25 protein-coding genes and 1 pseudogene are annotated in these 25,461 nt (G+C 69.1%); 12 read left to right on the forward strand and 14 right to left on the reverse strand.

The genetic code is table 11. The features are described from left to right. Entirely contained in the window at window positions 1-600 is a 600-nt protein-coding gene (locus AB0L53_RS05185) for a TetR/AcrR family transcriptional regulator (RefSeq protein ID WP_225290790.1), read from the forward strand. Between the two features lie 38 nt (window positions 601-638). Here the strand turns inward: AB0L53_RS05185 and AB0L53_RS05190 are convergent, their stop codons facing one another. After that, window positions 639-1,340: a TetR/AcrR family transcriptional regulator gene (locus AB0L53_RS05190; RefSeq protein WP_363990548.1), complete on the reverse strand. Its 702-nt coding sequence runs from the start codon at window positions 1,338-1,340 to the stop codon at window positions 639-641. Between the two features lie 113 nt (window positions 1,341-1,453). Here AB0L53_RS05190 and AB0L53_RS05195 point away from each other — a divergent pair, with 113 nt between their 5' ends. The 3 genes from AB0L53_RS05195 to AB0L53_RS05205 are packed head-to-tail and all read left to right on the forward strand — an operon-like array spanning window position 1,454 to window position 3,605. Beyond that, window positions 1,454-1,807, forward strand: coding sequence for a YrdB family protein (locus AB0L53_RS05195; protein WP_363990552.1), 354 nt, complete (start codon window positions 1,454-1,456; stop codon window positions 1,805-1,807). Window positions 1,808-1,809: 2 nt separating this feature from the next. Beyond that, window positions 1,810-2,721, forward strand: a complete 912-nt coding sequence (locus tag AB0L53_RS05200) for an NAD-dependent epimerase/dehydratase family protein (RefSeq protein WP_363990554.1) — start codon at window positions 1,810-1,812, stop codon at window positions 2,719-2,721. Further along, window positions 2,718-3,605, forward strand: coding sequence for a Gfo/Idh/MocA family oxidoreductase (locus AB0L53_RS05205; RefSeq protein ID WP_363990557.1), 888 nt, complete (start codon window positions 2,718-2,720; stop codon window positions 3,603-3,605). The genes AB0L53_RS05200 and AB0L53_RS05205 overlap by 4 nt, the downstream gene beginning before the upstream one ends. A gap of 47 nt (window positions 3,606-3,652) precedes the next feature. Here AB0L53_RS05205 and AB0L53_RS05210 read toward each other — a convergent pair whose 3' ends face one another. The 4 genes from AB0L53_RS05210 to AB0L53_RS05225 all read right to left on the reverse strand — a co-directional run bounded on the left by AB0L53_RS05210 (window position 3,653) and on the right by AB0L53_RS05225 (window position 7,625). After that, on the reverse strand, window positions 3,653-4,477 hold the full coding sequence (locus AB0L53_RS05210) for a hypothetical protein (protein WP_363990559.1): 825 nt from the start codon (window positions 4,475-4,477) through the stop codon (window positions 3,653-3,655). A 52-nt stretch (window positions 4,478-4,529) separates the two neighbouring features. Further along, entirely contained in the window at window positions 4,530-5,537 is a 1,008-nt protein-coding gene (locus AB0L53_RS05215; RefSeq protein ID WP_363990562.1) for an acetamidase/formamidase family protein, read from the reverse strand. After that, window positions 5,534-6,901 carry an APC family permease gene (locus tag AB0L53_RS05220; RefSeq protein WP_363990565.1) on the reverse strand — a complete coding sequence of 456 codons (1,368 nt, stop codon included), beginning with the start codon at window positions 6,899-6,901 and terminating at the stop codon, window positions 5,534-5,536. Before AB0L53_RS05220 ends, AB0L53_RS05215 begins: the two co-directional genes overlap by 4 nt. An 82-nt stretch (window positions 6,902-6,983) precedes the next feature. Next, on the reverse strand, window positions 6,984-7,625 hold the full coding sequence (locus tag AB0L53_RS05225; RefSeq protein ID WP_363990567.1) for a TetR/AcrR family transcriptional regulator: 642 nt from the start codon (window positions 7,623-7,625) through the stop codon (window positions 6,984-6,986). Window positions 7,626-7,687: 62 nt separating this feature from the next. Between AB0L53_RS05225 and AB0L53_RS05230 the strand changes: the two genes are divergently transcribed. Next, complete coding sequence (locus AB0L53_RS05230; protein ID WP_363990570.1) at window positions 7,688-8,683, forward strand: MBL fold metallo-hydrolase; 996 nt, start codon at window positions 7,688-7,690, stop codon at window positions 8,681-8,683. A gap of 65 nt (window positions 8,684-8,748) precedes the next feature. Here AB0L53_RS05230 and AB0L53_RS05235 read toward each other — a convergent pair whose 3' ends face one another. Together AB0L53_RS05235 and AB0L53_RS05240 are read right to left on the reverse strand one after the other, a co-directional pair. After that, a complete protein-coding gene (locus AB0L53_RS05235) occupies window positions 8,749-8,937 on the reverse strand; it encodes a hypothetical protein (protein WP_363990573.1) in 189 nt (62 codons plus the stop codon). 77 nt (window positions 8,938-9,014) lie between these two features. Further along, a complete protein-coding gene (locus AB0L53_RS05240; RefSeq protein WP_363990576.1) occupies window positions 9,015-10,292 on the reverse strand; it encodes a Glu/Leu/Phe/Val dehydrogenase in 1,278 nt (425 codons plus the stop codon). 244 nt (window positions 10,293-10,536) lie between these two features. Between AB0L53_RS05240 and AB0L53_RS05245 the strand changes: the two genes are divergently transcribed. From AB0L53_RS05245 to AB0L53_RS05265, 5 genes are all read left to right on the forward strand, one after another. After that, window positions 10,537-12,084, forward strand: a complete 1,548-nt coding sequence (locus tag AB0L53_RS05245; RefSeq protein ID WP_363990578.1) for an alkaline phosphatase D family protein — start codon at window positions 10,537-10,539, stop codon at window positions 12,082-12,084. 21 nt (window positions 12,085-12,105) lie between these two features. After that, window positions 12,106-12,819: a class I SAM-dependent methyltransferase gene (locus AB0L53_RS05250; protein ID WP_363990581.1), complete on the forward strand. Its 714-nt coding sequence runs from the start codon at window positions 12,106-12,108 to the stop codon at window positions 12,817-12,819. A gap of 132 nt (window positions 12,820-12,951) precedes the next feature. Further along, complete coding sequence (locus AB0L53_RS05255; RefSeq protein ID WP_363990583.1) at window positions 12,952-13,632, forward strand: peptidase inhibitor family I36 protein; 681 nt, start codon at window positions 12,952-12,954, stop codon at window positions 13,630-13,632. 161 nt (window positions 13,633-13,793) lie between these two features. Beyond that, window positions 13,794-14,858 carry a hypothetical protein gene (locus AB0L53_RS05260; RefSeq protein ID WP_363990586.1) on the forward strand — a complete coding sequence of 355 codons (1,065 nt, stop codon included), beginning with the start codon at window positions 13,794-13,796 and terminating at the stop codon, window positions 14,856-14,858. A gap of 86 nt (window positions 14,859-14,944) precedes the next feature. Continuing rightward, the gene (locus AB0L53_RS05265) at window positions 14,945-15,343 is read left to right on the forward strand and encodes a peptidase inhibitor family I36 protein (RefSeq protein ID WP_363990588.1); all 399 of its coding nucleotides are present in this window, start codon (window positions 14,945-14,947) and stop codon (window positions 15,341-15,343) included. Window positions 15,344-15,451: 108 nt separating this feature from the next. Here the strand turns inward: AB0L53_RS05265 and AB0L53_RS05270 are convergent, their stop codons facing one another. Continuing rightward, window positions 15,452-16,027 carry a response regulator transcription factor gene (locus AB0L53_RS05270; RefSeq protein ID WP_363990591.1) on the reverse strand — a complete coding sequence of 192 codons (576 nt, stop codon included), beginning with the start codon at window positions 16,025-16,027 and terminating at the stop codon, window positions 15,452-15,454. Window positions 16,028-16,702: 675 nt separating this feature from the next. Further along, complete coding sequence (locus AB0L53_RS05275; RefSeq protein ID WP_363990594.1) at window positions 16,703-16,951, reverse strand: hypothetical protein; 249 nt, start codon at window positions 16,949-16,951, stop codon at window positions 16,703-16,705. An 85-nt stretch (window positions 16,952-17,036) separates the two neighbouring features. Here AB0L53_RS05275 and AB0L53_RS05280 point away from each other — a divergent pair, with 85 nt between their 5' ends. Next, on the forward strand, window positions 17,037-18,302 hold the full coding sequence (locus tag AB0L53_RS05280) for a CU044_5270 family protein (protein ID WP_363990597.1): 1,266 nt from the start codon (window positions 17,037-17,039) through the stop codon (window positions 18,300-18,302). 61 nt (window positions 18,303-18,363) lie between these two features. Here AB0L53_RS05280 and rocD read toward each other — a convergent pair whose 3' ends face one another. The 3 genes and pseudogenes from rocD to AB0L53_RS05295 all read right to left on the reverse strand — a co-directional run. Next, window positions 18,364-19,578 carry an ornithine--oxo-acid transaminase gene (gene rocD, locus AB0L53_RS05285; protein WP_363990599.1) on the reverse strand — a complete coding sequence of 405 codons (1,215 nt, stop codon included), beginning with the start codon at window positions 19,576-19,578 and terminating at the stop codon, window positions 18,364-18,366. A 1-nt stretch (window position 19,579) separates the two neighbouring features. Continuing rightward, window positions 19,580-20,377, reverse strand: coding sequence for a dimethylargininase (gene ddaH / locus AB0L53_RS05290; RefSeq protein WP_363990602.1), 798 nt, complete (start codon window positions 20,375-20,377; stop codon window positions 19,580-19,582). A 228-nt stretch (window positions 20,378-20,605) separates the two neighbouring features. After that, a pseudogene (locus AB0L53_RS05295) lies at window positions 20,606-21,040 on the reverse strand (Lrp/AsnC family transcriptional regulator); the annotation flags it as partial. 91 nt (window positions 21,041-21,131) lie between these two features. Here AB0L53_RS05295 and AB0L53_RS05300 point away from each other — a divergent pair. Beyond that, window positions 21,132-23,468, forward strand: a complete 2,337-nt coding sequence (locus AB0L53_RS05300; RefSeq protein WP_363990605.1) for a GH1 family beta-glucosidase — start codon at window positions 21,132-21,134, stop codon at window positions 23,466-23,468. A 112-nt stretch (window positions 23,469-23,580) separates the two neighbouring features. On the opposite strand, the gene AB0L53_RS05305 is transcribed toward AB0L53_RS05300, so the two are convergent. Both AB0L53_RS05305 and AB0L53_RS05310 read right to left on the reverse strand, forming a co-directional pair. Continuing rightward, the gene (locus tag AB0L53_RS05305) at window positions 23,581-23,940 is read right to left on the reverse strand and encodes a peptidase inhibitor family I36 protein (protein WP_363990608.1); all 360 of its coding nucleotides are present in this window, start codon (window positions 23,938-23,940) and stop codon (window positions 23,581-23,583) included. 494 nt (window positions 23,941-24,434) lie between these two features. Further along, the gene (locus AB0L53_RS05310; RefSeq protein ID WP_363990610.1) at window positions 24,435-25,400 is read right to left on the reverse strand and encodes a 2-oxoglutarate and iron-dependent oxygenase domain-containing protein; all 966 of its coding nucleotides are present in this window, start codon (window positions 25,398-25,400) and stop codon (window positions 24,435-24,437) included. Window positions 25,401-25,461: the final 61 nt, after the last annotated feature.

Raw genomic sequence — 25,461 nt, forward strand, 5'->3', positions numbered from 1 at the left:
ATGCCTGTCATGGTCACCGACCACCGCAAGCTGCCGCGGCGGCGCGGCGAGGCGCTCAACGTCGCCATCTATCAGGCGACCCTCGCCGAACTCGCCGAGGTCGGCTACGCCCGGCTGACCATGGAGCGCGTCGCCGAGCGGGCCAAGGCCAGTAAGGCCTCGCTCTACCGGCGCTGGCCCACCCGCATCGAGCTGGTCATGGACGCCGTCTATCACGTACTGCCCGACGCGCTGTCCGTCCCCGACACGGGCAGCCTGCGCGGCGACATACTGGCGGCGTTGCGGCGGACGGCCGAGGCGCTGGCCGGTCCCGCGGGTGAGGCGATGCGCGGGCTGCTCAGCGAGGCGCTGGGCGATGAGTCGCGGGCCGCCACGTTCCGGGAGAACTCGCAGGGCACCGGCAGGCGGCTGATGCGGGAGATCGTCCGGCGGGCGGTCGAGCGCGGCGAGGTCGCCCCCGAGGACGTGACCCCGCGCCGGCTCGACGCCGGTCAGGCGCTGCTCCGGCAGCACTTCCTTTTCCAGGGCCTGCCCATCCCGGACGAGCTTCTCGTGCAGATCGCCGACGAGGTCATGGTCCCGCTCTTCACCCGAGCCTGAGCCCGGCAGGTAGGCGGGCAGGTGGGCAGGCAAAGCGTTCACGCGGGCTTGAGGCCCAGCAGCGCGCCCAACGTGCGCACCGACTGCTCGAAGCTCCCACGCCTGTCGTCGATCGTGTTCTCGAACTGGCCGAACACCTCGAAGTTGACCCAACCGTACAGGCCGGTCCACGCGGTGAGGCCACGGAAGATCAGGTCGTCGGGGACCCCGGGCATGATCTGGCGCAGGTTCGCCGCGTCCGCCGACAGCGCGGCGGGGGCGGGCCGGGCGAGGTCGGGCGGGGTCAGCGCGCCCGCGTCGTACGCCTGCGCGGTGATCCGGCCGAACACCGCCACATCGCGCAGCCTGGCCGTGATCGTCTCCTCCGGCGCCTGGTAGCCGGGCACGGGGGAGCCGTACAACAGCGTGTACTCGTGCGGATGGGCCAGCGCCCAGTCGCGTACGGCATGGCAGACGGCCAGCCAGCGCCCCGCGAAGTCGCCGGGCGGGCTGTCCTCGTCGGCGCGCTCCACCGCCGCGCCCAGCGCGTTGTAGCCGTCGATGATCAGCGCGGTCAGCAGATCATCGCGGCTGGGGAAATAGCGGTAGATGGCCGACGAGACCATGCCCATCTCGCGGGCCACCGCGCGCAGGGAGAGGCCGCCCGCGCCCTCGGTGGCCAGCTGGCGACGGGCGATGTCGGTGATCTCTTTGGTCAGCTCGGCCCTGACACGTTCTCTCGCGGTACGGCTCGCAGTCATGTTCCGACCATATCAGAGCACTGCGAAAAAACGAGAGCACCGCTCTTGACGATTGCCGCTCTGATGAGAGAGCATTGCTCTTGTAAGCGAACGGCAGTCACGCGGAGGTTGAAATGCTGAGCATCGCCAAGGGAGCCAACATGGCTCTGATGTTCTTCCTGGAGCTTGGTGTTCTGGTCTCCGTGGGGTACTGGGGCTTCACCGTGAGCCCCGACTGGGCGATCAAGCTCCTCGCCGGGCTCGGCGGGGTGGCGCTGTTCATCGGCGCCTGGGCCCTGTTCGGTGCTGGCGGCGGTGCCAACGCCACGTTCCCGCTGACCGGCCTGGCCAGAGTCGCCCTGGAGATCCTCTGGTTCGGCGGCGGCGCCCTGGCGCTCTACGCCGCGGGCCGGGTCGCACCGGCCGCCGTCTTCGCGGCGCTCTTCGTCCTCAACGCGGTCCTCCGCATCGTCTGGAAGCAGGTCTGATCATGGGTAAGCACGTCGTCGTGGGTTCCGGCCAGGTCGGCACGCATCTGGCCACCAAGCTCCTGGCCCAGGGGCACGAGGTCACCGTGGTGACCCGCTCGGGCAGCGGTCCCGCCGGGGTCCACAAGGTGGCGGCCGACGTCGCCGACGTGGCCCGGCTGACGGAGGTCGCCAAGGGCGCCGATGTCCTCTACAACTGCGTCAACCCGCAATACCACCGCTGGCTGACAGACTGGCCGCCGATGGCCGAGTCGTTCCTCGGCGCCGCGGAGGCCACGGGCGCGGTGCTGGTCATCCTGGGCAATCTCTACCCCTACGGCCCGGTCAAGGGCCCGATGACCGAGGACCTGCCGCTCGCCTCGGCCACCCCGAAGGCTCAGGTGCGGGCGAAGATCTGGAACGACGCGCTGGCCGCGCACAAGGCGGGCCGGATCCGGACGACCGAGGTGCGCGGCTCCGACTACTTCGGCCCCGGCGCCACCGACCAGTCGCATCTGGGCGGGCGGTTCCTCGTGCCGTTCAGGGCGGGCAAGACCATCCAGCTGGTGTTCCCGGCCGACATTCCGCACAGCTGGACGTACCTGCCCGACGTGGCCGACGCGCTGATCGTCGCGGGCACCGACGAGCGGGCCTGGGGGCGGCCGTGGCACGTGCCCACCAGCGACCCGCTCAGCTTCCGCCAGATCGGTGAGCGGATGGCGGCCATCGAGGGGCGGCCCGCGCCCAAGCTGGCCACGCTGCCGTGGCCGCTGGTCCAGGCGATGGGCCTGTTCTCGCCGATGGTCAGGGAGCTGAAGCACGTCCGCTACCAGTTCACCGCGCCGTACGTGCTCGACTCCTCGGCCTTCCAGCGGACGTTCGGTGTCGCGCCCACGCCTATCGACGAGGCGCTCGCGGCTACGCTCGAGGCGTGAAAACAGCCATGATCGGCCTGGGCGACATCGCGGAGAAGGCGTACCTGCCCGTACTCGCCGCCCAGCCGGGCCTCGACCTGCACCTCTGTACGCGCAACAGCAAGACCCTGGACCGGCTCGGCGATACCTACCGGATCGCCGCCCGGTCCACTTCGGTGGACGACGTGATCAAGAGCGGGGTCGAGGTCGCGTTCGTGCACGCCGCCACCGGGGCCCACCGCGAGATCGTCGAGCCCCTGCTCGACGCCGGGGCGCACGTCTACGTGGACAAGCCGATCGCCGACAACCTGGCCGACTGCGAGGCTCTCGTACGGCTGGCGAAGGCGAAGAGGCGCTCGCTGATGGTCGGCTTCAACCGCCGGTACGCCCCCGGATACACCGGACTTCTCGCCCTCCCTCGGCACCTCGTGCTCATGGCGAAGAATCGCGAGAATTACCCCGACGTGCCCCGCCGGGCGATATTTGATGACTTCATTCATGTGGTCGACACGCTCCGCTTCCTCGCGCCCGGCGAGGTCGCCGAGACCCGGATCAGGACCCGCGTCCAGGACGGACTGATCGAGCACATCGTGCTGGAGCTGTCCGGCGACGGCTTCACCGCCATCGGCCTGATGAACCGCGTCAGCGGGGCCACGGAGGAGACCTGCGAGGTCATGGGCGACGGCGTCAAACGCCGGGTGGTCAACCTGGGCGACGTGACCGACTACGCGGGCGGCGAGACGCTCACCAGGCGGCCCGACTGGGTCCCGGTCGCCCGGCAGCGTGGCATCGAGCGCATCTGCCTGGAGTTCCTCACCGCGGTCCGCGACGGCCGCACGATCAGCGCGGACGACGCGCTGATCAGCCACGCCATCTGCGAGGACATCGTCGCGAACGCCTCATGACCGGCCCCCGGGGCGCCGAGACGAGCGCGGCCTGTGCCGGGCCGCCGTTATGAGCTCTGCCTGTGGCGCATCCAGGTGTCGGCGCCGGCCAGCAGGCGGCTGAACGGCCGGCCGCCGAGCCGGGCCAGCACGGTGAACCCGCCCGCGTCGCTCATCGGGCTGGAGGACGACACGACCCCCGCCACCTCCTGCCCGTACACGGCCGGACCGCCGCTGCCGCCCGACGGGGCGTGGCAGTTCTGGGTCACCAGCACGCCCGGCCCCTGCGCGGTGGCCTCTTTGGCGTCCCCCACGCAGTGGTACATCCGGGTGCCGGGATACCGCCGCCCCGCCGGGTAGCCGAGCAGGTCGAGCCCGCGCAGCGACGTACCCCTGCGGGTGGCCAGCGTGCGCAGCCCGGGCCCGGTCGTGTCCTCCAGCGTGCCGCCGCGCCGCATCACCCCGACCAGCCCGACGTCGTACGGCAGCAGCTCGGCGGAGTACGGCCGGCCCCGCCACTGATCGGGCACCCAGGTTCGCACGGCCGGCCAGACGCCGAACGGCGGCCGCCCCTGGTCGAAGCCCGGCAGGAAGACGACCTGCCGCAGCGGCCGGCCGTCGTGGTAGAGGCAGTGCGCGGCCGTCAGCACCAGGCTGCGGCTGCGCGACCTGATCACGGTGCCCCCGCACATCACGGTCGTACGGGTGGCCGGATCATGCCCGAGCAGCACCCCGATGAGCCGTTGGACGCCGGTGTAGGGGCGGGGGACCAGTGCGTACCCCAGGCGGTCGCCGTCCGGTGTCAGCACCTTGCGCGTAGGCACCGATCGCTGAGGCACCTCCGCGAGGCCGGTCGGATCGAGCAGGGCCAGAGAGAGCACCATCCTGAGCACCCGTACACTCTAGGCAGATGATCATCAGTGCTCTGACCTGCGACATGAAGGTTTACCCAACCGTGTACTGGGCGCCGAGGGCGCGCAGCCGCGAGTGCGCCGAATCGTAGGCGGCCGGGGTGCCGAGGTAGGACTTGGGAAGTTTGGCGACCATCGTGTAGTTGGTGTCGCAGACGTTTCCCACCGGTGCCTGCCCGCCCTGGCTGACCAGCTGGTAGGCGTCGAGCATGTCGAGTCCGGTCAGCGCCGACGTCCAGGTGACCAGGTCGTGCTGGCTGATGCGGTAGGCGTCCTCCAGTGGCCGGGCCGATCCGGTGGACATCAGATGCAGATCATCCTCCAGCCGCGGCCAGGGCGTCGCCACCCCCTTGATCAGCTCGACCGCCACGACCGTGTTCATGGCGGCCTCGACCGCGGTGCCGCACACCTCGCCGTGGCCCTGCCGGCCGTGGCCGTCGCCGATGGAGAACAGGCCGCCCGCCACGTTGACGCCCAGGTAGACGGTGACGCCGGCGCGCAGCTCGGGGGTGTCCATGTTGCCGCCGTGCGCGTCGGGTGTGATCGTCATCCGCGACTCGTTCGCGGCGGGCGCGACGCCGACCGTGCCGTGCATCGGGTCGAGCGGCAGTTCCACGCTGTAGTCGCTGTTGCGGGCGTGGTAGACGGCGACGCCCTTGGCGGTGTCGAGGTCGTAGCGCCAGACCCGCTCCTCCAGCGGTGGCTGCAGCATGGCGGTGGTGTGCGTGCCGGTCAGCGCGCCGAAGTGCGGGAACGTGGTGGAGACCGCCCAGTCCCTCGCCGGAGTGATCGAGACGAAGTGCAACGCCAGCGTGTCGCCGGGCTCGGCGCCCGTCACGTGGAAGGGGCCGGTGACGGGGTTCAGGTAGGGGAATTCGCATACCCGCGACGGCAGGTCGTCGACCGTGCGGACCCGGCCGCCGAAGCAGTCCTCGGTGAACAGTTCGAGGATCGTGCCCGGCGTCACCTTGCCCACGGGGGCGCGCCCGCCGAAGGTGTAACCGAACTCCTCCGGAGAGGGACGATAGGAGACGACGTTCACGAGACCTCCGAGGGCAGGACGGGCTTGCGGCCCAGGACATAGAGCGCGATCGTGGCGAGCAGCCCGATGCCGAGCCAGATGAAGCCGAGCCGCTGGGCCGCGACGTCGGCGTTGATGACGACGAGGACCAGCACGGCGAAGCCGACCACCGGCACGACGAGGTGCGCCAGCCAGTCGCGGCTGCGCCGCCGCACCACGTAGTGCACCACGACAGCCACGTGCAGCAGCAGGAACGCGGTCATCGCGCCGAAGTTGACCATGGTGCTGAGCAGGTCGATGCCCTTGTCGTAGAGGCTCATGCCGACACCGAGCAGCAGCGAGACGACCGCGACCGCGAACGTGGCGTTCACCGGCACCTTGTGCTTGGGGTCGATACGGGCCAGGAACGAGGGTAACTGCCGGTCCCGCGCCATCGCGAACAGCAGCCGCGAGGTGGCCGCCTGCGCGACCAGCGAGTTGGCGAAACCCCAGGCGATGGCCGTCGCGACCGCGCACAACACACCCAGCCAGGCGCCACCGGCGTACGAGGCCAGGTCGTAGAAGGCATTGCCCAGCTGGGCCCCTGGGGCCAGGAGGGCGGCCCGGTCGGGCACGAGCAGGGCCGCGACCCAGGTCTGCACCACGAACAGCACCGCGGCCAGCGCCAGCGCGGCCACCATGGACCGGCCCAGCCGCCGCGCGTCCTCGCGGTTCTCCTCGGCCAGCGTCGAGATGCCGTCGAAGCCGAGGAACGACAGCACCGCCACCGAGGCCGCCCCGAACACCAGCGTCCAGGAGAAGCTCGAGGAGTCGTAGACAGGGGTCAGCGCGCCCGTCGTGGCCTTGCCCTGCGCCAGCGCGATGCCGCCGACGACCAGGAAGATCGCCAGCACGAGCAGCTCGGCCACCAGCATGATCCGGGTGATGCGCGCCGTCATCTGGATGCCGAAATAGTTCACCACGGTGTTGAGCAGCACGAAGGCGACGAGCCACAGCCACACCGGCACCGCCGGCACGAACGAGTTCATGGCCGTGCTCGCCACCAGGTAGAGCAGTGCCGGGACCAGCAGGTAGTCGAGCAGGATCGCCCACCCGGCCATGAATCCGACGGGCGGCGCGATGCCGCGGCCAGCGTAGGTGTAGACCGAGCCGGCCATCGGGAAGGCCCTGGCCATCTGCGCGTACGACAGCCCGCTGAACGCCATCGCGACCAGCCCGATCATGTAGGCGAGAGCCACCATCCCACCGGACAGGGCGAAGACGTTGCCGAAGATGCCGAACGGCGCGATCGGCACCATGAAGATCAAGCCGTAGATCATCAGATCCGCGAAGCCCAGGGAACGCTGAAGCTCCTGGCGGTAGCCGAACTGCTCGACGCTGCTCATGGACGGCTCCTTGATGCAGGGGGCAATTCGCACGTTAGATCCAAAGCCTGCTGCTGAACAGGCTTCGCCGCGGGCGGGCCGATCAGGGCGTGATCGCGCGGGCGAACAGGGCGGCGTGCGCCGTCGTCCGCCGCCGGGCCAGCTCGCGCTGCTCCGGCGTGGCCCCGTCGTGCAGCCACAGCACGCGGGCGTGCGCTATCGGGCCCAGCAGCGAGTACGCGAGATCGTCCGGCGACCCCAGATCGTCGCGCACCCGCCCTTCAGCCAGCCAGCGCGTGAACACCTCCGCCAAGCCCGCCAGCGCCCGCTCGATGCCCAGGCCGAGCATCTCGTCGTGGATCAGCCCGTCGCGGGAGACCAGGCTGATGCTCTGCCTGGCCTGAGGTGTGTCCCAGGCGGCCAGCACGCGGTCGGCGAACGCGCGGACGAACTCCGCCGGGTCGTCGCCGGGGCCCTCGCCGCCCAGGGCGACCAGTGCCACCTGCGGCCCGGCCAGGGACATCGCCGCTTCGTAGATCGCCTGCTTGCCGGGGAAGTGCGCGTACAGGACGCTCTCGCTCAGCCCCACCTCGCGGGCGATCGCCCTGATCGAGGTGCCCGCGTAGCCGTGCCGCGCGAACAGCCGCAACGCGGCGTCGAGCAGGGCCGCCTTGGTGTCTCCCGCCTCGGCCTTGGGCGGGCGGCCCGGGCCGCGTCGGCCTGTCGTCGTCTCCACAAGGGCCATCCAATCACTTGTAAAATAATCGAGTGTTCTATTATTTTAGCAGCAGCCGAGAGGAGCAGAAGATGTCCAAGTCCAGAATTCCGGAACGCGAGATCGCCGAGCGGCCCGAGGGATACGGCGGGCCCAACCTGTCACCGGTCGGCCTGGAGCTGGCTCCGCACGCCTTCGCCGACGGTGTGCACGCGCTGATGGCCGGCATCCCGCCCAAGGACAACAACGGCCTCATCACCGGCCGCGACGCCGCGCTGGTGGTCGACGCGGGCATCACGCCCGCGATCTCCCATCAGATCCAGCGCCTCGCCGCCGAGCTGACGGCCAAGCCCGTGCGCTACCTGGTCAACACCACGTATCACGGCGACCACACGTTCGGGAACGCGGCGTTCCCCGCCGAGGTGGTCGTCGTCTCGTCGCGGCGGAACAAGAGCGAGATGTCCGACCTCGCGTACGAGAAGGAGATCAGGTCCGCCAACATGTACGGCGACGACGGGCTGCTCGACGAGGTCAGCCAGTGGCGTACCCCGGACGTGGTGTTCGACTCCTACGCCGAGATCGACCTGGGCGGGCGGCTGGTCCAGCTCCACCACTTCGGTCCGGGCAACGGCCCCGGCGACACCGTCGTGTACGTCCCCGACACCCGCACCGCGTGGACCGGCAACTTCCTCTGCCACGCGGGCACCGCGCACATGCTGTTGCAGGGCGGACCCGAGCCCTACCTGGCCTCACTGCGCCGGATGCGTGAGGCGCTGCCCGATCTGGACACGATCGTGCCGGGTCACGGGCCGATGGGTGACGGGCACGCGGCCATCGACGCGCTCGTCGGCTACCTGGAGGTGCTCCACGACGAGGTCGCCGCGAGCGTGGCGGCCGGGCGGAGCCTGGAGGAGACGTTCGCCGTCTGCTCGAACCCGTGGGCGGAGCGGCTGGACCCGGCGCTGTCGGCGGCGCTCACGGCCTACGCGGTGCCACGGGAACTGGCTCAGGCCGGCATGCTTCAGCTCTGCCGCGACCTGCACCGGCTGAACATCCTGGCCACCTACCGCCTCTATGAGGGTCGCTAGAGGCCCCCGGGGGTTCGTCACGCGACCGTCTCGGTCTCTGTGACGGTCTGTGGTGGCTGGTGTCCCTATTGGGGGGTGCGGTCCTGGTCGCTCCAGATGAGCAGGGCGACGCCGGCTGCCGCGACCGCGAGGTACACGGGGGTCGGGATGTCGAACAACCTGTGCAGCAGGCCCCATTCGGTGTCGAAGAAGACCCGCGCCACGAATCCGCCCAACCCCTGAATGACCGCGATCACTCCCAGAAATCCCCTCATGCCTCCACCATGGCGGGCCGGTGGAGGCACGGGCATCGAACCTAGGGATACCTCAGGGCCTACTAAAGTTCAGGCCGTCACGGGTAGAGGCCGCGCATCTGGTGCGCCTCCGCCACCCGGCCGACGCCGATGACGTGCGCCGCCTGCCGCAGGGTGAGGTCGCGGGCCGTGGCCAGCGAACGCACCTCGGCGTAGGCGCCCTCCATCAGCTCGCGCAGCTTCAGCTCCACCTCGCCGCCGCTCCAGGAGTAGGCCTGCATGTTCTGCACCCACTCCAGGTACGACACGATCACCCCGCCCGCGTTGGCCAGGATGTCGGGCACCACGATCGTGCCGCCCGCGGCCAGGATCTCGTCCGCCTCCGGCGTGGTGGGTCCGTTGGCGCCCTCCACGATCAGGCGGGCGCGGATCCGCGGCGCGTTCTCGGCGGTGATCGCCCCCTCCAGGGCCGCGGGCACCAGCACATCCACGTCCAGCTCGAACAGCTCGGCATGGTCAAGGGCGTCCGCGTGGCGGTAGCCGGACACGCCGCCCGACTCGGCGGCCCAGGCGCGCAGGTCGGCGATGTCGAGCCCGCCGGGGGCGTACACCGCGCCCGTCGCGTCGGACACGGCGACCACCGTGCAGCCGGCGTCGGAGAGGTATTGCGCGGCCGGGGCGCCCACCTTGCCGAACCCCTGTACGGCCACCGTCACGCCTTCGGGCGAGCGGCCGAGCGCGCACATGGCGGCGATCTGGACGCCGCGCGAGGTCGAGCCGGTCCGGCCGAGCGAGCCGCCCAGCGTCAGCGGCTTGCCGGTGACCACGCCGGGCACCGAGTAGCCGGTGTTGACGCTGTAGGTGTCCATGATCCAGGCCATGGTCTGCTCGTCGGTGCCGACGTCAGGGGCCGGGATGTCCTTCTCCGGGCCGATCATCGGAAGGATCTCGTTGACGTAGCGGCGGGTCACGCGCTCCAGCTCGCGCTGGGTGAGCTCGGTCGGGTCCACGGCCACGCCGCCCTTGGCGCCGCCGTACGGGATGCCGACCAGCGCGCACTTCCACGTCATCCACATCGCGAGCGCGGTGACCTCATGGATGTCGGTGCTGGGGTGGAAGCGGAGGCCGCCCTTGGCGGGCCCGCGTGAGACGTTGTGCTGGACCCGGAAGCCCTGTACGACGTCCATGTGCCCGTCCTCGCGGCGCACGGGGACCGAGACGGTCAGTGATCGGCGCGGCGTGGCGAGCATCGTGCGGAGCCCGGCGTCGAGCCGGAGATGTTCGGCGGCTTGGTCCAGCTGGTGGAGAGCCGAATCGAGGGCCTGGCGGCCAGGTGTGATCAGGGCCGGCGTCCTTGACGGCACCATGACGGTCATGGAAGGGAGTCCTCCTGTTGTCTACGCCCGGTACGTAAGACAGGCGCCATTGCCTGCCTTGTTTGGGCGTTCGTGTCACGATCATCCTAGAGCGCGGCGTTTATCGCCGCCTACGGTTTTCGGATTGCCGTATCCAAGGCGATCTGCTGTCATCAATTACATGCGCTGAGCGGGATGCTGCAAACGCGCCACTCTGGCAGGCTTGCCCCGGCAAGTGTGCCGAACTGTCGAATCTGGGGGATTGATGCCCGCACTGGTCGTCGGGCCCATGCTGCGTTACGTCGATTCAGCCAGCGCCTCGATCTGGGCGGAGGTCGGCGAACCCGGCGTGGTCACCGTGGAGGCCGCGGGCCGCGCCTTCACCTCGTCCACGTTCACCGTCCACGGACATCACTACGCGATCGTCGATCTGCTCGGCCTGACCGAGGACGTCGACTCGTACGTGGTCAAGATAGGGGAAGAGCGGGTCTGGCCGCTGGAAGGCTGGCCACCCAGTCGGATCAGGTTGTTCCCGGCGGAGGGGCCGAGCCGGCTGGCGTTCGGCTCCTGCCGTACGAGCGTGCCCCACGACGGCACGTACGTCCTGACCCACGGCGAGGACGTGCTGCGCTCCTACGGCTCGCACCTCAAGGACGCCGGCCCCGAGGAGTGGCCGGACCTGCTGCTGCTCCTCGGCGATCAGGTCTACGCCGACAACCCGTCGCCCGAGATGCTGGAGTTCATCGCCGCGCGCAGGAACAGCGAGCCGCAGAAGGAGATCGCCGACTTCGAGGAGTACGCCGAGCTCTACCGCCAGGCGTGGACCGAGCCGGAGATCCGGTGGGCGCTGTCCACCGTGCCCACCGCGATGATCTTCGATGACCACGACCTGCGCGACGACTGGAACACCTCACAGACATGGCGCGAGCAGATGGCCGCGACCTCCTGGTGGAAGCGCCGGGTGATCGCCGGGCTCGGCGCCTACTGGGTCTACCAGCACCTCGGCAACCTGTCGCCGGCCGAGCGGGCGGACGACGCGCTGCTGGCCGGCCTGCTGAAGGGCGAGGGCGGCGACGCGCTCGACGCCTTCGCCGAGCGGGCCGACGCCGACCCGAGCAGCAACCGGTGGAGCTACTCCCGCGAACTCGGCGACACCCGCCTGATCATGGTCGACACCCGCTGCGCCAGGCAGCTCACCCCGGGCGACCGGCGGATGCTCGACCCGGTCGAGTGGGCCTGGCTGCGGGAAGAGGTCGCCAAGCCGGCCGAGCGGCTGGTCATCGGCTCGTCGATCCCGTTCCTGCTGCCCGAGGGCGTCCACTTCGTACAGAACTGGAACGAGGCGCTCTGCGACGGCAAGTGGGGCCGGTTAGTCGCGCGGTTCTCGGAGCGGTTCCGGCAGGCGATCGACCTGGAGCACTGGGCGGCCTTCCGCCGCTCGTTCGAGGACCTGGCCCGGTTGCTGGTCGAGGTCGGCAAGCCGGTGCTGGTCCTGTCCGGCGACGTGCACTACTCCTACCTGGCCAAGGTCAACGGCCGGCCGATCTACCAGGTCGTCTGCTCGCCGATCCGCAACCCGCTCAGCCCGGTGCTGCGCTGGGCCAACGTGTTCAGCCAGTTCGGCCTGGCCACGCTGGTCGGCGGGCTGCTGGCGCGGCTGGCCCGCATTCCGCGCCCGCCGTTTCGCTGGGAGGTCATCGCCGGGCCGTGGTTCCAGAACGCCGTGGCCACGCTGACCCTCCCTGGCGAATTGGACTGGTACGAATCATCGGGTGACGCGGTCAAGCACATCGATTCTGTACGGATTCCGTGAAAACGGTTATCGTTGGCTTTTGTGTACCATGACCAGTACTCCGTCGCCGTGCCCTTCTACGACCTGTGGCACGAGGATGGGCACGTCCCGGAAGTACGCCGGCTCCTCCCGCCGCTGCTCAGCGGCATCGGCCGGAGCATCATGGAGATCGGGGCCGGCACCGGCCTGATCACCGAGCTGATCGCGTGGGAGACGCCGGCGGAGATCTATGCCGTCGAACCGTCGCTCGGCATGCGCTCGGTCCTGGTCTCCCGCCTGGCCGAGCGCGCCGACCTGCTGTCCCGCGTGACCGTCCTGCCGTGCGGCGCGCTCGACGTGGAGGTCGACGAGCCGGTCGAGGCCATCGTGATGATCTCGGTCCTGCACGGCTTCGACGCCGCCGAGCGGGAGCGGCTCTGGGAGGTCCTGGCCAGGCAGCTCGAACCCGGCGGGCTCCTGGTGTTCAACCACCGCGAACCACCTCCTTCCGTCCCGGGCGAGCTCGAGCGCATGGGGTCGTACCAGGTCGGCAGGCACACGTACGAGATCTGGGGACAGGTGCTGGAGGCGGCGGGCGAGACCGTCAGGTGGCGCTTCCTCTACCAGATCAGGCAGCGGGGGGTGCTGATCAGCGAGGACGAGGTGGTGAGCGTCAGCCACCGGCCCGGCAGGGGGCGGCTCGACGCCGAGCTTGACGCGGCCGGCTTCACGGCCCAGCGGGCTGCGGAGGGCCTCCTGGCGTGGCGGCTCAGCTAAGGGCCGCGAGGGCGGCGCGGGCCTGCTCCGGCTGCGCGTCTTCGGCGACCGCGGCCAGTGCCGCGCGCCAGCCTGCGGACCAGCGCGGCTTCAACATCATCTCTCGCCGCTGGTTGTGGAGCGGACGCTGGCGTGGCTGACCGCCTGCCGCCGCTTGGGCGGCCCCGGCCGCGCGTCGACGACTTCACCCGGTGCGAGCGCGAGGTGCTCACCTTCATCGGCAAGGGCATCTTCAACTCCGAGATCGCCGAGCTCTTACAGCTCACCGTCGGCAAGGTCAAGACCCTTTTTGTGGGCTCCCTACTTTTAACTCATACCCGGATAATCAGGGCATCGGTACAGAAGGATCGGGGTCCCGCCGGTGGCTGGAAAGGTTTGATCGGCGGACTATGCCTCCATATGAGCTCAGCACGACAGGAGAAATCCCCTGACTTGGAAGAAGAAGACCGCGATTGCCGCTTCGGCACTGCTCTTCGCGGTGGGGGCATGCTGGTGACGGCATCGCCCGCCGCCGCCGACGGCCCTTGCCCGGCGAACCGGCTCTGCATCTGGGACAAGCCCAACTTCGAAGGCAACCGGATCATCACCGGAAGCACCAATGCCTGTTTCGAACCGCAAGATTTCAGGTTCGGCGCGATCGTGTCGTACGACAACAACCTGCCGGTGGACGGGCTCGTCTGGCGCCATGTCGATTGGGGCAGGTACACCGTCATCCGCACGCTGGTGGTCGGCAAGTTCAGCAGCAACATCGGCGACCCCAACCTGGGCCTCGCCTCGTACGACAAGGTGTGCATGGGGTCGGCGCGTCCCTGACGCCCGGCGGGCGTCTCCCGACCCGGGCGTCCGCGTTCTCTCCTCGCCGTGACCCCGCTTCCATGCGGGGGCACGGCTCCGGGTGCCGGCTGAGTGGACCGGCGAACAGCACCGCGCCGACCGCCGTGGACGGCGCCCAGAAGAGGCGGGCCGATACGCGCATGACCACGACCACGACGACATTCGTCCGCGGGGCACTCGTCGCCGCCCTGGCGATGGCGCCGGCACTGCTCGGGTCCGCTCCGGCCGACGCGGCCGGCACGGGCGACGGGAGCATCACCCGTGTCACTCTGGCGGCTGACAAGAACATCCCCCGGAACGCCACGGTCGACCTGGTCCGGCGGACGATGACGCTGGCCGCCGGGGAGAAACGGCACCTGCGGGGCCGGCTGGAAGCCACCAGCACCACAACCGGCATCGTCGGCCTGACCCAGCGCGTCAGGTGCCTGAACGCGGCGGGGGCCACGGTGTCCGTCGTCGCGGCGTCGGCCCGCAACCACGAGGGCAGCGATACCGCCACGTACGCGATCCCGGGCCATCTGCCGCTCTACGCGGACCTGCTCTTCACCGCGCCGACGGCGGGCGTCTACACCTGTGTGCTCCAGGGCACGGCCTACTCGACCCTGGAGGGCACCTACCACCTGACCGCGGTCGCGGGCAGCACCTGGCTGGAAGCCGACGACACCGATCAGACCGGCGCGCGCTGGTGGCAGAACCCCGCCTGCGAGAGCGACGACCTCACCGCCTCCTGCACCTATGTCGGTGGCGGCCCGGCCCGGCGGGACGCCTGGGTCTTCTACGACGACGGCACCCCGGTCCACAAGTGGCAGGCCCACCTGGGCGCGGTCACCGTCTCGGCCCGGGCGAACGTCGAACTGACGACGTGCTACCGGGGAACCTCCTCATGCACCGACGAGATGGAGGCCTACCCGCGCGGCAAGAACGCGGTCGTGGACACGCGCTTCGAATTCATCCAGCTCGACACGACCGGTCACACCTGCCGCACGCACAGCACGTCCGCCCGCCGGACCATCACCGACGACGCGCATCATTCCGTCGGCTACTCCGCACTGTCCGGCATCCCGATCGACGCCGCCTGCGGCACCCGGACGTTCCTCATGCGGGTGTACGTGAAACACGTGTCGGGGCACACGGTCAAAATCGACGGAGTGCAGAGCGGAATCACGTCCCTCACCAACGGCATCGCGTTCAACCATTTCCGCTGAGCATCGGCTGCTCCGCTCGGAGGACGTCGAAGGCGTCAGTCAGTGTCAAACATATTCCTAGATCGTATTCTCCAGGAGGAATCCACATGACGTGGAAGAGGAAAACCGCGATTGCCGCTTCGGCACTGCTCTTCGCGGCGGGAGGCATGCTGGTGACGGCGTCGCCCGCCACAGCCGCCCTCTCATGCCCGGTGAACCGGCTCTGCATCTACGACCAGCCCAACTTCGGTGGCGACCGGATCGCCAGCGGGAGCACCAATGCCTGTTTCTCGTTGAGAGATTTCGAGTTCACGTTCGGCTCGATCGTGTCGTACGACAACAACCTGTCGGTGGACGCGATCGTCTGGCGCTACATGGGCTTCGGGACCCCGAAGCCCTACGTTGCGGCCCGGACGCTGGTGGCAGGCAAGTTCAGCAGCAACATCGGCGTTCCCGACCTGGGCGGGGACGCCGACAAGGTGTGCATGGGGAATGCGCGTCCCTGACGTCCGGGGCGTCCGTGTGCTCTCCTCGCCGTGCCTCGGCTTCCATGCGGGGGCACAGCTCGGGGTGCCGGGTGAGTGGACTGGTCCCGCAAACGTGCGACGCGCCGGTCAGCCGTCCCCGGCGACCTGGCCCAGCAGGGCGGCTCGGGTGAGCTCGGCCTTGTTGCCGACGCCGAGTTTGGTGCGTAGACGCTTGACGTAGGTGTCTACGGTGTGCCTGCTGAGGCCTAGACGGGTGGCGATCTGGCCGTGGGTCAGCCCTTGAGAGATGCGGCGGAGCACTTCCCTCTCCCGTTCGGTCAGGGCCAGTTGGCCGGCCGGGTGGGGCTGCTCGGCGCGCCTGGCCGACGGCCCGGTGGTGACCGCGCGGATTCCGCGCACGAGCACGTCACCGGGCGCGGCCTTGCTGAGCACCAGTGAGGCGCCGGCTAGCAGGTAGGAGTCGTCCATGGACGACTGATTCCAGGGCAGCACGACGACGGACGTGTGCGCTGAGAAACGGGAGATGGAACCGAAGACGTCCGGCAACGCGTCCGGATCGATCAGAAGGGCGTCCGCCAGCCAGGGAATGCACTCGGTCAGCGAGTTCCGCACGTCGAGGACCTTCATCCCGGCGTCGGAGAGGATGTGCGTCAGGCCCAACGCGAATATCGGTGACGTGTCCAGAATCTCTACACGGATCACAAATCCCCCAGGTCGTGCTTGTCCAGCGCGTTGGTGAACGCGTCGTCGGGGTGTGGGCCTTCGGGGGTGAATTGCATGCCGTACACCGGGGTCACCGCAGAGCAACCAAAAGCGGTGCGGACGGGAGACGTAGGCGTTGTTCACACGCGGGAAGTCCTGGGCCGCCGACATCAGCGCCGTGGCTGACTGCGCCACTCTGCGCCGCACACTCTTCCGCTCCTGAACGCGCACAGCCGATCGCGTCACGCACCTGTCTTTCTCCTTATGGGCATCAGGACCGGCGCGTCGCCCATCCATTGCCTGCCTGCGTTTCGGCATCCACACGTTGAGGACAAGATCGCCCACGCCGGCATGGCCAGTCCCCATCCAGCGACCATACTATACGGTATAGTATGTCATCGGCACATCTGAGCAGTTCATTGTCCGAAGAGAGACATGTCAGCATTGCCCGATCCGGTTTGGCTGGTTGTCGCCCTAGCGATCACCCAGGCCGACTCGATATCGCAGTGAGGGCGTGGGCGACATGGGATGCGGATGTGCGTGCCGTGCAGACCCGCCCTGACGTGGCCAGGCAGGACTTCGCGTCCTCGACGACGAAGGTGTGGCGGCCTGACACTGGCCGCATGACACACCCCAACGCGTGTCCACTCCCGTGGGGGAAGGCCCAGCCGTACGTCACCCTGCGGGTTCGATACGGAGGAGGGCGACGGTGTCGCGGATCTTGACGACCTTCAGGGTCATGGCGTCGTTGATGGTCGCGACGGTTCCCTGGTCGCAGCTCAGCCGGACGCCGCCACCCTCCGACGACACAATGCCGCCACCGTTACAGCCCGAAATGCTGTAGCCCGACCCTGTCAGCGGCGCGACCATCTCGACCGCGCCGCCGGTGATCGCTGTCACCTCGATGGGCCCGAGGCCGTACATTTTTGGCACTGTCACGACGTCTCCCACAGCGACCTTGATTTTGCACGTCCCGTCAGCGCACGGCCCAGTCGGTGAGGGCGACGGCGTGGCCGTCTCTGTGGGAGTCGGCGTGGGGTCGGACGCCGGTGACCCGGAGCCGGACCTGCTGGGCTGGCCCTCGGCGGGGGATACGTTCAAAGTATCCGAGGAACACGACGTGAGAGCGGCGAATACGACAGCGACATTGCTGCGCGAGGCCCGCGAGGGGCGCGGGTTTCGCTTTCCGAAGCTGGGCTGGCAGGCCGCGGCCGCGTTCGGGGTGACGGTCGCTCTTGTCGGGGGCGTGGCCGTGGCTCTGTCGGCGCAGCAGCCGAAGCTGGGAGTGGCCACGTCGGCCGCCACCCAGTCGGCGGCCGTGTCGGACGGTGAGCTGCAGCCCAGGCCGGGGCAGTTCATCATGGTCGCGTCCGACACGATGTACAGCTCGTTCACGCAGACCAGCGGCAAGATGACCCGCTATCTCTACCGGACGCACCGCGAGATCTGGCAGTCGGCCGACGCGAGCGCCGACGGCCTGCTGCTCATCGCGGGGCTCAAGCCCAAGCCATGCCCGGGCGAGCCGCTGCCCGAGGAGGCACGCAAGTGGAAGGGGGAGAGTTGGATGCAACTGGCCTCCTGCCCGGACCGGCTCGCGGCCTTCCGTACCGACTACGCCTACCTGAGCACGCTGCCGGACGACCCGGCGGCGATGCGGGCATCCCTCTACAAGCGGCAGTCCGCGCAGTCCGGCGGCAAGGGGGAGGCCGACCGGGAGGCGTTCGTCTCGGCGGGCGACCTGGTCAGGGAGACGTACATGCCCAAGGCGCAGCGTGACGCGCTGTTCGAGGCGGCCAAGGAGATCCCGGGGGTGCGGGTGGCCGACGGGGTCGAGGACTCCGCCGGGCGCCAGGGGGTGGCCCTGGGCAGGGAGTCGCAGGGGATCCTGGAGCAGCTGATCTTCGATCGGGACACGCACGTGCTGCTGGGGGAGCGGCAAACGGTCGTGGACGTCAAGGCCGCCGGCGCGCCGGTGGGCAGCGTGCTCGCCCTGACGGCCCAGCTGAAGGTGGCTGTCGGGAACCGGCTGCCGGAGCAAGCGGGTAAGGCGGAGAAGGACTCCTCCTGCATGCCCCAACCCGGCGCGACGGCGGACTCCACCGGACAGCCGACCGCCCCGCCCACTGTCGAGGTGACCGCCACGGTCACCGTTGCGCCTCCTGCCGATACGACCGTCCCGCCCACCGCTGAGCCGACCGACTCGGCCACCGCTGAGCCGACGACCGACTCGGTCACCACTGAGCCGCCGGCCCCAGTCCCTACGAAGACCGGCTGAACCAGTACGGCCCGCGCCCCGGAGTGGATGCGCGGGCCGTACCTGTTTCCAGATGTGGTCTCTAGTTCTGACCGAAGGAGGCCAGCGCGTCGGCGAGCTGGTCGACCGCCCAGACGAGGTCCTCCTCCGAGATCACGATCGGCGGCGCCAGCCGGATCGTGGAGCCGTGCGTGTCCTTGGCCAGCACGCCGCGCGCCATCAGCGCCTTGGAGAGCTCGCGCCCGCTGGCCAGCGACGGGTCGATGTCGACGCCCGCCCACAGCCCGCGCCCGCGTACCGTCACCACACCGTGGCCGATCAGCTCGCGCAGCCGGGCATGCAGCACCTCGCCGAGCTCGGTCGCCCTGGCCTGGAACTCGCCGGTGTTGAGGATCTCGATCACCGCGTTGCCGACCGCGCAGGCCAGCGGGTTGCCGCCGAAGGTGGAGCCGTGCTGGCCCGGCTTGATCACGCCGAGGATGTCCGCGTTCGCGGCGATCGCCGAGACCGGTACGACGCCGCCGCCGAGGGCCTTGCCCAGGACGTACATGTCGGGCACGACGCCCTCGTGGTCACAGGCGAACGTCTTGCCGGTGCGCCCGAGACCCGACTGGATCTCGTCGGCGATCATCAGGATCCCCTCGGCGGTGCACAGCTCCCGCACCTGCGGGAGGTAGCCGTCCGGTGGCACCAGCACCCCGGCCTCGCCCTGGATGGGCTCCAGCAGCACCGCCACCGTGTCGGCGTCGATGGCCTCCCTGATCGCCTCGACCGAGCCGTACTTCACGATCCGGAATCCCGGGGTGTAGGGGCCGAAATTGTCGCGGGCGTCGGGGTCGGTGGAGAAACTGACGATCGTGGTCGTCCGGCCGTGGAAGTTGTCCTCCATCACGATGATGTTGGCCTGCTCCGGCCGGACGCCCTTGACCTCGTAGCCCCACTTGCGGGCGACCTTGACGGCGGTCTCGACGGCCTCGGCGCCGGTGTTCATCGGCAGGATCATGTCCTTGCCGGTGAGGTCGCCGAGCCCGGCACAGAACGTGGCGAACTGGTCGTGATAGAACGCCCGGCTGGTCAGCGTCAGGTTCTTCAGCTGCTCCTGAGCCGCCTGGATGATCTTCGGGTTGCCGTGCCCGAAGTTGAGCGAGGAGTAGCCGGACAGGCAGTCCAGGTAACGCTTGCCCTCGACGTCGGTCACCCACGCGCCGTGTGCCTCGTGGATGACCACGGGCAGCGGGTGGTAGTTGTGCGCGCTACGGCGCTCGCTTACGTCGATCAGCTCTTGGGTGGTGCTCATCTCAGTTCTCCCCCCGGATCTCCAGCGTGCAGCACTTGGGGCCGCCGCCTGCCTTGCGCAGCTCTGACAGGTCGACGGGGATCGGCTCGTAGCCGCGCCGCTTGAGCTCCAGCTGGAGGTCGCCCGCCTCGGCGTTGATCACCACATGGGTGCCGTCGCTGACCGCGTTCAACCCGAGGACCTCGGCGTCGGTGTCGGTCGCGAGCACCGCGTCCGGGAACAGCCGGGCCAGCACCGCGCGGCTGCCCTCGGAGAAGGCGGCGGGGTAGTAGGCGACGTTGCGGCCGTCGATCGGGAACAGCGCCGTGTCGAGGTGGTAGAAACGCGGGTCCACCAGCGTCAGCGAGATCACCGGCCGGCCGGTGAACTCCTGCGCCTCCTGGTGCGCCGCCAGGTTCGTACGGAAGCCGGTGCCGGCCAGGATGACGTCGTCGAGCGTGAGGAAGTCACCCTCGCCCTCGTTGACGTGCACCGGCTCCTTGACCGGGAAGCCGTTCTCGGCGAACCAGCGCAGGTAGGCCGGACCCTCGGCGGCCCGCTCCGGGAAGGCGAACCTGGCACCGTAGACGCGCCCGCCGACGACCAGGGCGCCGTTCGCGGCGAACACCATGTCGGGCAGCCCTTCGACGGGATCGATGAGGCTGACCTGGTGCCCGAGGCTCTCATAAGCCGACTTGAGGCCCTCCCACTGCCGGATCACGAGATCGCGGTCGGTGTCGGCCTCGGGATGCATCCACGGGTTGATCGCGTACTCGACCGTGAAGTATTCCGGGCGGCACATGAGGAAGTGCTTGGGCATGCAGGTCTCCGTCGGGGTCGTCGGGAAATGTCCCCGGAGGGGACGAAGACAGCCTAGAAATTTATGTTTGCGCAGGCCAAGGGGTTGACATTGCGTGTACGCGCGGGTCTGTTGCGAGTCTCAGCCACCGACCTGCGTTCTGTTGCGCTCACCCGGTACGGCACCCCCGAACGGGTCCGATTCCGGCAGGGCACCGCTGGTGGGCGGCACCTCGGGGATGGCTCCCGGCGGCAGGTCGACGAGCCGCGACAGCACGATCGAGCTCTTGGTCCGCACCACGAACGCCTCGGCGGCCAGCCGCTCGATCACCCGCTCGACGTGCCGTACGTCCGTGGCCCGGATGTGCACCAGCGCGTCGGCCTCCCCGGTGATCGTGGCCGCCGCGACGACCTCCGGGCACTTGGCCACGGCCAGCGCGATGTCGGACGGCTTGGTCTTGCCCTGGCAGAACAGCTCGACGTACGCCTCGGTGGTCCAGCCAAGCGCCTGCGGCGCCACCCTGGCGCTGAACCCGGTGATCGCCCCGGCATCGCGCAGCCGGTCGACCCGGCGCTTCACGGCCGACGCGCTCAGGGCGACCCGCTGCCCGATCTCCGCATAGGTCTGGCGGGCGTCGTCGACGAGCGCCGCGATGATGTCACGATCCAGCCGGTCCAGTTCCACGCGCCCTGTATACAGCCTGTCCCGGCTGGCGCGCGACGAGCGCGCCGGGGGAGACTGGGCGCTCGATCTTTCACCGGAGGATACTGGGCAAGTGAGCAGCGCAGCCTTTCCCGAGAATTTCGTCTGGGGCGTCTCGACGTCCGCCTATCAAATTGAGGGCGCCAATGTGGCCGACGGCCGGGGACCGTCCATCTGGGACACCTTTTCCGATTCGCAGGCCGCCTGCGACCATTACCACAGATATGTCGAGGACATCGGCCTGCTGAAAGACCTGGGCGTGACCGCCTACCGTTTCTCGGTGAGCTGGCCGCGGGTGGTCCCCGATGGCTCGGGGCGGATCAACGCCGCCGGGCTGGATTTCTACGAGAAGCTGGTCGACGAATTACTCGGCGCGGGCATAAAGCCGTACGCGACGCTCTACCACTGGGATCTGCCGCAGGCGTTGGAGGACAAGGGCGGCTGGGCGGTCCGCGACACGGCCGCCCATTTCGCCGACTACGCGCGGGTCGTGCACGACCGGCTGGGCGACCGCGTCGACACCTGGTTCACGGTCAACGAGCCGTGGGTGGCGGCCTTTCTCGGTTACGGCTCCGGCATTCACGCGCCGGGCCGCACCTCGGCGGGCGACGCCTTCAGAAGCGCGCACCACCTGCTGCTGGCGCACGGGCTCGCGACCCGGGCGCTGCGCCCGTCCAAGGTGGGGCTGGTGCTCAACTTCGGCCCCGTCATGACGCCTGGCCAGGTCGGCGACCTGTCGATGGAGCTGCCGGAGGAGGACGCGGAGGCGGTGGCCAGGATCGACACGCTGCTGCACCGGCAGTTCCTGGAGCCCGTGCTGCGCGGCTCCTATCCCGCCGAGCTGCTCCCGGTCATCGAGCGGGCCGCGGGCCTCGACCACATCCAGGACGGCGACCTGGCCACCATTTCCCAGCCGATCGACCTGCTCGGCGTCAATTACTACGCGCCGACCGTCGTACAGGCCCAGCCGAGCCAGCCCGCCGACCCGGCCTATCCGGGAAGCGCGGGAATTCTCTTCTGCACCGTGCCCACAGCGGTGACCGCGATGGGCTGGCCGATCGTCCCGGACGCACTCCCGCTGCTGCTCCGCCGCCTTTCCCGGGAATATCCAGAAACCCAGCTGATGCTCACCGAGAACGGCGCCGATTTCGTCGACGTGATATCGGGCGACGGCATTCACGACGTCGACAGGATCAATTTCATCGAGGAGCACCTGCGGGCACTCCGGGTGTCGATCGAGGAGGGCGCGCGGGTCAGCGGATATCTGCTCTGGTCATTGCTCGACTGCCTGGAATGGGCCGACGGGTACCAGCGCAAGTTCGGCGTCTACCACGTCGACTTCGCCACCCAGCGACGGCGGCCGAAGGACAGCGCCCACTGGTACCGCGACGTCATCAAGCGCAACGGCCTGGGCGAGAGCCGCCCGAAACGGCCCACGCTGGAGACCGTCGCCGCCCGCGCCTCGGTCTCCAGGGCCACGGCGTCCCGCGTCATGAACGGCGAGGCGTCGGTCAGTTCCGAGGCCCGCGCCAGCGTGCTGCGCGCCGTACAGGAGCTGGGCTACGTCCCCAACGCGGCGGCCCGCAGCCTGGTCACGCGCCGCACGGAGTCGATCGCGCTGGTCCTGTCCGCGCCCAGGCCCGGTGGTGAGGCGCTGACCGCGGCCGTCGTCCAGTACGTCACGAGCGTCCTGGAAGGGGCGGGCAAGCGGATCACGCTCATGCTCGCCGACACGGCGGAGAGCCACCGGCGCATTGTCCAGCACGTCGAGGCCCGGCTGGTGGATGGTGTCATCCTCGCCATGCCGGACCGGACCGGCCCGCTGACCGAGAGCCTGGCCCGCACGGGCCTGCCGCTGGTCCTGCTCGGCAAGCCGCCGGTCGCCTCTCTGGTCCCTTACGTGGACGTGGACAACATCGGTGGCGCGGCGGCGGCGACGAACCACCTCCTGGCCGCCGGCCGCCGCCAGTTGGGCATCATCTGCGGCCCCCTGGACCTGGTCACGGTCCAGGACCGCCTGACGGGCCACCGGAGCGCGCTCGAACGGGCGGGCGCGCACCCCTTGATCGCCACCGCCGACCCCACCCTGGAGTCGGGCGCGGCGGCGGCGCGGCGCCTGCTCGCGGACAACCCCCGGCTGGACGCCGTCTTCGCCACCTCCGACCACCTGGCGATCGGCGCGCTGCGCGCGGCCCGTCAGGCGGGCCGGCGGGTGCCTGACGACCTGGCGATCGCGGGCTTCGACGACATAGACGCGGCCGCCTGCACCACTCCGTCCCTCACCACGGTCCAGGCCCCGGTCGCGGAGCAGGCCATGGCGCTGGCCAGGCTGCTGCTGTCGAGGCTGGAAGGTCGGCACACCACGTCGGTCATCGTCCCGACCCGCCTCGTGGTGCGGGAATCCACTTAATGGGTGTGCCGCCGGACCCTTTTCGATGGGCCCGGCGGCACGGTCTCATGCGACGGAGAAGCTACTCCCGCGATGCCCGCCTACCGAAGTGGCGGCAGGGCGGACGGGAGCACTAACCCCATTGGCAGGGACCCTGCTTGGCGGACAGGGCGTCGAAGCCGAAGTCGGCCACGGTCTCGTTGCGCGCGACCTCCCTGCGCTCATTGCCCTGGTAGCCCGGCGCGTTGTAGAAACACCAGGGTTCCGGGGTCTGGTTCTGTGCACTGCGCACGGGCGGGGCGATGTAGGGCGTATCGTCCCACAGCAGCCTTAGATCGCCCTGGCCGCCCGGCTCGGTCCAGACGCAGACCCCTACGACTCGGGGGCACGCGTAGGACTCGGCCGCGTGCGCGGTGGTGGTCGGTAGCGCGAGCCCGGTGGCGGCCGCCAGGGCGGCCACGACCACTGCCGCGTGGCGGGTGAGGTGCTTCATGACTACTCCTTGCTCTCGGGGAGTCTGCGGATGACAGACACCCAGTAGCTAACAGTGAGTAGTCGACTTGTGGCAGAGAGTAAACGAGCTTGTAGCTTCCGAGACAGCGCGCGTAGCGCACCTCTGGCCGGAAGTAGATGGCAGCCCTGAATGGAGATTGGCCATATGAGTCCGGCACGGGACTCAAGCACTTCATGGCCCGCATGTGGCACGACAATGTCAGGGCTGCGATGATCTGCCGGCACGCTGTCGAGGGCGCCGACGAGGTGATCGCGAACGCCATCGATCGGCAACTTGGAACGCGTGGCGATGACGGCCTGTGCCGGCATCGTAGTCCTGGAAACACATCGACCATCTCGGGGGGATCGCCGAGGTGGGCCAGGAGGCCACCGTCGAGGTCCTCGACGTCGACCCGGGCTGCGAGGAAAATTACCATCATTACTCTGTGTAGTTAATTCATGAAACCTCGGCCACCGCGCCGGGGTTTTCGCGTATTACTTCGCAAGCGCCTCGGCGAGATGGGGAAAGACCTTGGACACTTTCGCGAGGAGATAGTCCCCATAAGTGCCGCTGAACGCCCGCAAATCCTGCCCGTCCCAGCGCGCGCGGCCGCCAGGTGTGTACGGAAGTGGCGGCACCTCACAATCCCACCCGGGATCGAAGAAGAACGGATAACTCAGGCGCTCGTTGCCGCTCAGGTTGCGTACCCGGTGCGGAGTGGACCGGTAGAGGCCCCCGGTCAGCTTGTCCAGCATGTCGCCGATGTTGCAGACGAACGTGCCCGGCAGCGGTGGCGCGTCGATCCAGCCGCTAGAGGTGTGGACCTGGAGTCCCTCGTTGCCGTCCTGGAGCAGGAGGGTGAGCAGCCCATAGTCGGTGTGCTCGCCGACGCCCCACTCGTCCTTGTTCGGCACCGCAGGCGGATAGTGAAATATCCGGAAAAGGATGGTCGGATCGGTTGTGTAGCCGGTGCGGAAATAGTCCTCAGGCAATTCCAGGCTGAGCGCGATCCCCGACATGACGGCCTGGGCGACGCCGGTCATCGTGCCGAGGTAGTCAAGTACGGCCGCGCGCAGCTCGGGCACCTGCTCGGGGAACAGGTTCGGGCCGTGCAATGGCAGCTCGCTCGCGGGCTCCTCGGCGCCGAAGTAGACGCCTTCCTTCTGGTCCGGCCGGCCCGAGGTCAGCTCGTCGCCGACCGGGAAGAACCCGCGCCAGGCCCGGCCGCCGCGCTCCATCGAGATCTCGTTCTTCACCTCGACTGGCAGCTCGAAGAACCTCCTGGCCGCCGCGTCGAGGCGGGCGACGAGCTCGGGGGAGACCCCGTGGCCGGAGACGTAGAAGAAGCCGCTGTCCCGGCAGGCGGCGCCGATCCGCTCCGCCACGACGCCCTTATCCCGAAAGCCCGCGTCCTTGGAGAGCAGGAGCGGTGAGATATCGATCACCGGCAATTCACTCACGACGCCATTGTTCCGCATTCCCGGCGATTAGCATCGAAAGACAGGACCGCGTTGGAGGCCG

Origin of the sequence: Nonomuraea sp. NPDC052129 (assembly GCF_040680095.1) — a bacterium.
Taxonomy (GTDB): Bacteria; Actinomycetota; Actinomycetes; order Streptosporangiales; family Streptosporangiaceae; genus Nonomuraea.

Excerpts from the sequence above, each read along its gene's own strand:
- AB0L53_RS05185 (WP_225290790.1), top strand. The coding sequence starts at position 1 with ATGCCTGTCATGGTCACCGACCACCGCAAGCTGCCGCGGCGGCGCGGC.
- AB0L53_RS05190 (WP_363990548.1), bottom strand. The coding sequence starts at position 1,340 with ATGACTGCGAGCCGTACCGCGAGAGAACGTGTCAGGGCCGAGCTGACC.
- AB0L53_RS05195 (WP_363990552.1), top strand. The coding sequence starts at position 1,454 with ATGCTGAGCATCGCCAAGGGAGCCAACATGGCTCTGATGTTCTTCCTG.
- AB0L53_RS05200 (WP_363990554.1), top strand. The coding sequence starts at position 1,810 with ATGGGTAAGCACGTCGTCGTGGGTTCCGGCCAGGTCGGCACGCATCTG.
- AB0L53_RS05220 (WP_363990565.1), bottom strand. The coding sequence starts at position 6,901 with ATGAGCAGCGTCGAGCAGTTCGGCTACCGCCAGGAGCTTCAGCGTTCC.
- AB0L53_RS05225 (WP_363990567.1), bottom strand. The coding sequence starts at position 7,625 with ATGGCCCTTGTGGAGACGACGACAGGCCGACGCGGCCCGGGCCGCCCG.
- AB0L53_RS05230 (WP_363990570.1), top strand. The coding sequence starts at position 7,688 with ATGTCCAAGTCCAGAATTCCGGAACGCGAGATCGCCGAGCGGCCCGAG.
- AB0L53_RS05235 (WP_363990573.1), bottom strand. The coding sequence starts at position 8,937 with ATGAGGGGATTTCTGGGAGTGATCGCGGTCATTCAGGGGTTGGGCGGA.
- AB0L53_RS05240 (WP_363990576.1), bottom strand. The coding sequence starts at position 10,292 with ATGACCGTCATGGTGCCGTCAAGGACGCCGGCCCTGATCACACCTGGC.
- AB0L53_RS05245 (WP_363990578.1), top strand. The coding sequence starts at position 10,537 with ATGCCCGCACTGGTCGTCGGGCCCATGCTGCGTTACGTCGATTCAGCC.
- AB0L53_RS05260 (WP_363990586.1), top strand. The coding sequence starts at position 13,794 with ATGACCACGACCACGACGACATTCGTCCGCGGGGCACTCGTCGCCGCC.
- AB0L53_RS05265 (WP_363990588.1), top strand. The coding sequence starts at position 14,945 with ATGACGTGGAAGAGGAAAACCGCGATTGCCGCTTCGGCACTGCTCTTC.
- AB0L53_RS05275 (WP_363990594.1), bottom strand. The coding sequence starts at position 16,951 with ATGTACGGCCTCGGGCCCATCGAGGTGACAGCGATCACCGGCGGCGCG.
- rocD (WP_363990599.1), bottom strand. The coding sequence starts at position 19,578 with ATGAGCACCACCCAAGAGCTGATCGACGTAAGCGAGCGCCGTAGCGCG.
- ddaH (WP_363990602.1), bottom strand. The coding sequence starts at position 20,377 with ATGCCCAAGCACTTCCTCATGTGCCGCCCGGAATACTTCACGGTCGAG.
- AB0L53_RS05305 (WP_363990608.1), bottom strand. The coding sequence starts at position 23,940 with ATGAAGCACCTCACCCGCCACGCGGCAGTGGTCGTGGCCGCCCTGGCG.